General features: G+C 34.6%; 2 protein-coding genes (1 of these 2 cut by a window edge). Both read left to right on the top strand.

The genetic code is table 11. The annotated features are described in order from the left end of the window. Positions 1 to 53, top strand: partial view of an Ig-like domain-containing protein gene (locus AQ1689_RS13200; protein ID WP_101956397.1) — the 3' portion only. It extends 2,446 nt beyond the left edge of the window; only the last 53 of its 2,499 coding nucleotides appear in the window; the start codon falls outside the window, past its left edge; it ends in the stop codon at positions 51 to 53. A 62-nt stretch (positions 54 to 115) separates the two neighbouring features. Next, positions 116 to 2,836 (top strand): gliding motility-associated C-terminal domain-containing protein, encoded by a 2,721-nt coding sequence (locus AQ1689_RS13195; protein ID WP_101956396.1) that lies wholly within the window; start codon positions 116 to 118, stop codon positions 2,834 to 2,836. Positions 2,837 to 2,854 lie beyond the last annotated feature (18 nt).

Below are 2,854 nucleotides of genomic sequence, written 5' to 3'. Positions count from 1 at the left end.
AACTTGGACATCAAAAGATTTCGTACATACGTATACGCAAACAACTGATTTAGGTTGTAATAATAAATCAGCAAGTGTTACAATTACAATTCAAGACGATGCAAAAAGCGCAGGTTTGGATGGAACTTTAACTGTTTGTAAAGGAACAAATCCTACAAATGAGCAATTATTTAAATCCTTAAAAGGAAATCCTGAAGTTGGTGGAACTTGGACATCAAAAGATTTCGTACATACGTATACACAAACAACTGATTTAGGTTGTAATAATAAATCAGCAAGTGTTACAATTACAATTCAAGACGATGCAAAAAGTGCAGGGTTGGATGGAACTTTAACTGTTTGTTCAGGAATAATCCCTACAAATGAGCAATTATTTAAATCCTTAAAAGGAAATCCTGAAGCAGGCGGAACTTGGGCAAAAAACGGCTTGGTACATACGTATACACAAACAACTGATTTAGGATGTAAAGAAAATTCTGCAAGTGTTACAATTACAATTCAAGCCGAAGCAAAAAGTGCAGGTTTAGATGGAACTTTAACTGTTTGCAAGGGAATAAATCCTACAAATGATGAATTATTTAAAGCCTTAAAAGGAAATCCTGAAGTTGGTGGAACTTGGGCATCAAAAGATTTCGTACATACGTATACACAAACAACTGATTTAGGTTGTAACAATAAATCAGCAAGTGTTACAATTACAATTCAAGACGATGCAAAAAACGCAGGATTGGATGGAACATTAACTGTTTGTAAGGGAATAATTCCTACAAATGAGCAATTATTTAAAGCCTTAAAAGGAAATCCTGAAGCTGGTGGAATTTGGGCATCAAAAGATTTGGTACATACGTATACACAAACAACTGATTTAGGTTGTAATAATAAATCTGCAAGTGTTACAATTACAATTCAAGATGATGCAAAAAGTGCAGGATTAAATGGAACATTAACTGTTTGTTCAGGAATAAATCCTACAAATGAGCAATTATTTAAAGCCTTAAAAGGAAATCCTGAAGTTGGTGGAACTTGGGCAGAAAACGGCTTGGTACATACGTATACACAAACAACTGATTTAGGTTGTAATAATAAATCTGCAAGTGTTACAATTACAATTCAAGACGATGCAAAAAACGCAGGTTTAGATGGAGTTTTAACTATTTGTAAAGGAACAAATCCTACAAATGATGATTTATTTAAAGCCTTAAAAGGAAATCCTGAAGTTGGTGGAACTTGGACTTCAAATGGCTTGGTACATACGTATACGCAAACAACTGATTTAGGTTGTAATAATAAATCAGCAAGTGTTACAATTACAATTCAAGACGATGCAAAAAATGCAGGATTGGATGGAACTTTAACTGTTTGTAAAGGAACAAATCCAACGGAAAAACAATTATTTAAAGCCTTAAAAGGAAATCCTGAAGCAGGCGGAACTTGGGCGTCAAAAGATTTCGTACATACGTATACACAAACAACTGATTTAGGTTGTAAAGAAAATTCTGCAAGTGTAACTGTTGATGAAGAATCTGATGCAAAAAGCGCAGGATTGGATGGAACTTTAACTGTTTGTAAAGGAACAAATCCTACAAATAATGATTTATTTAAAGCCTTAAAAGGAAATCCTGAATTGGGTGGAACTTGGACATCAAAAGATTTCGTACATACGTATACACAAACAACTGATTTAGGTTGTAATAATAAATCTGCAAGTGTAACTGTTGATGAAGAATCTGATGCAAAAAGTGCAGGATTGGATGGAACTTTAACTGTTTGCAAGGGAATAAATCCTACAAATGATGAATTATTTGAAGCTTTAAAAGGAAATCCTGAAGTTGGTGGAACTTGGACTTCAAATGGCTTGGTACATACATATACACAAACAACTTATTTAGGTTGTAATCCGAAATCAGCAAGTGTAACTGTTGATGAAGATACTGCAAGAAATGCTGGTGAAAATGGAATGTTAACTGTTTGTAAGGGAACAGTTTTAACAGAAAAACAATTGTTCGATGCTTTAGAGGGTTCTCCTGATCTTGGTGGAACTTGGACATCAAACGGCTTAATATATACCTATACACAGGTGGCTAGTTTGGGATGTAATCCTAATTCTTCAAGAGTAATTGTGATGGAGCAATCCGAAGCAAAAAGTGCCGGATTGGATGGAACTTTAACTGTTTGTAAAGGAGTAAATCCAACGGGGAAACAATTATTTGACGCTTTAGGAGGTTCTCCTGAAACTGGTGGAACATGGAGGAATAACGGCTCAGTACATACCTATACACAAACTACAAGTTTAGGTTGTAATCCGAAAAAAGCAACTATTATAGTTAATGAAGAGTCTGAAGTAAAAAGTGCCGGATTAGATGGCGTTTTATCAATATTAGACGGAACAGAACCTACGGAAGATGATTTATTTGCAGCTTTAGAGGGGTTCCCTGATATGGATGGTTCTTGGGCTGAAAACAATAGCAATACTTACACTTATACTGTAACATCGACAAGCCCGTGTACAAAAAATAAAACCGCTACAATTCGTATAAAAAGGAATCAAGAAGTGGCAAACGGATTTTCACCAAATGGTGATGGTGTGAATGATACTTGGATAGTACTGCCAGATGTTGCAAATAAGTATCCAAAGAATATTATGCGTATTTACAACAGACACGGAAATTTAGTGTACAAGGCGCTTACCTATAATAATGATTGGGATGGTACTTCTAACGGAAAAATAACGATAAATAAAGAATCAAAACTTCCGGTGGGTTCTTATGTCTATATTTTAGAGCTAAACAACGCTACAAAAAAGGTTTTAAAAGGCTGGGTTTATATAAATTACTAAATAAAAATGATGTTATTA

The organism is Tenacibaculum finnmarkense, from assembly GCF_900239185.1.
Taxonomy (GTDB): domain Bacteria; phylum Bacteroidota; class Bacteroidia; order Flavobacteriales; family Flavobacteriaceae; genus Polaribacter; species Polaribacter finnmarkensis.
The sequence above is the reverse complement of the archived record's forward strand: the minus strand, read 5'-3'. Positions and strand labels throughout refer to the sequence as shown.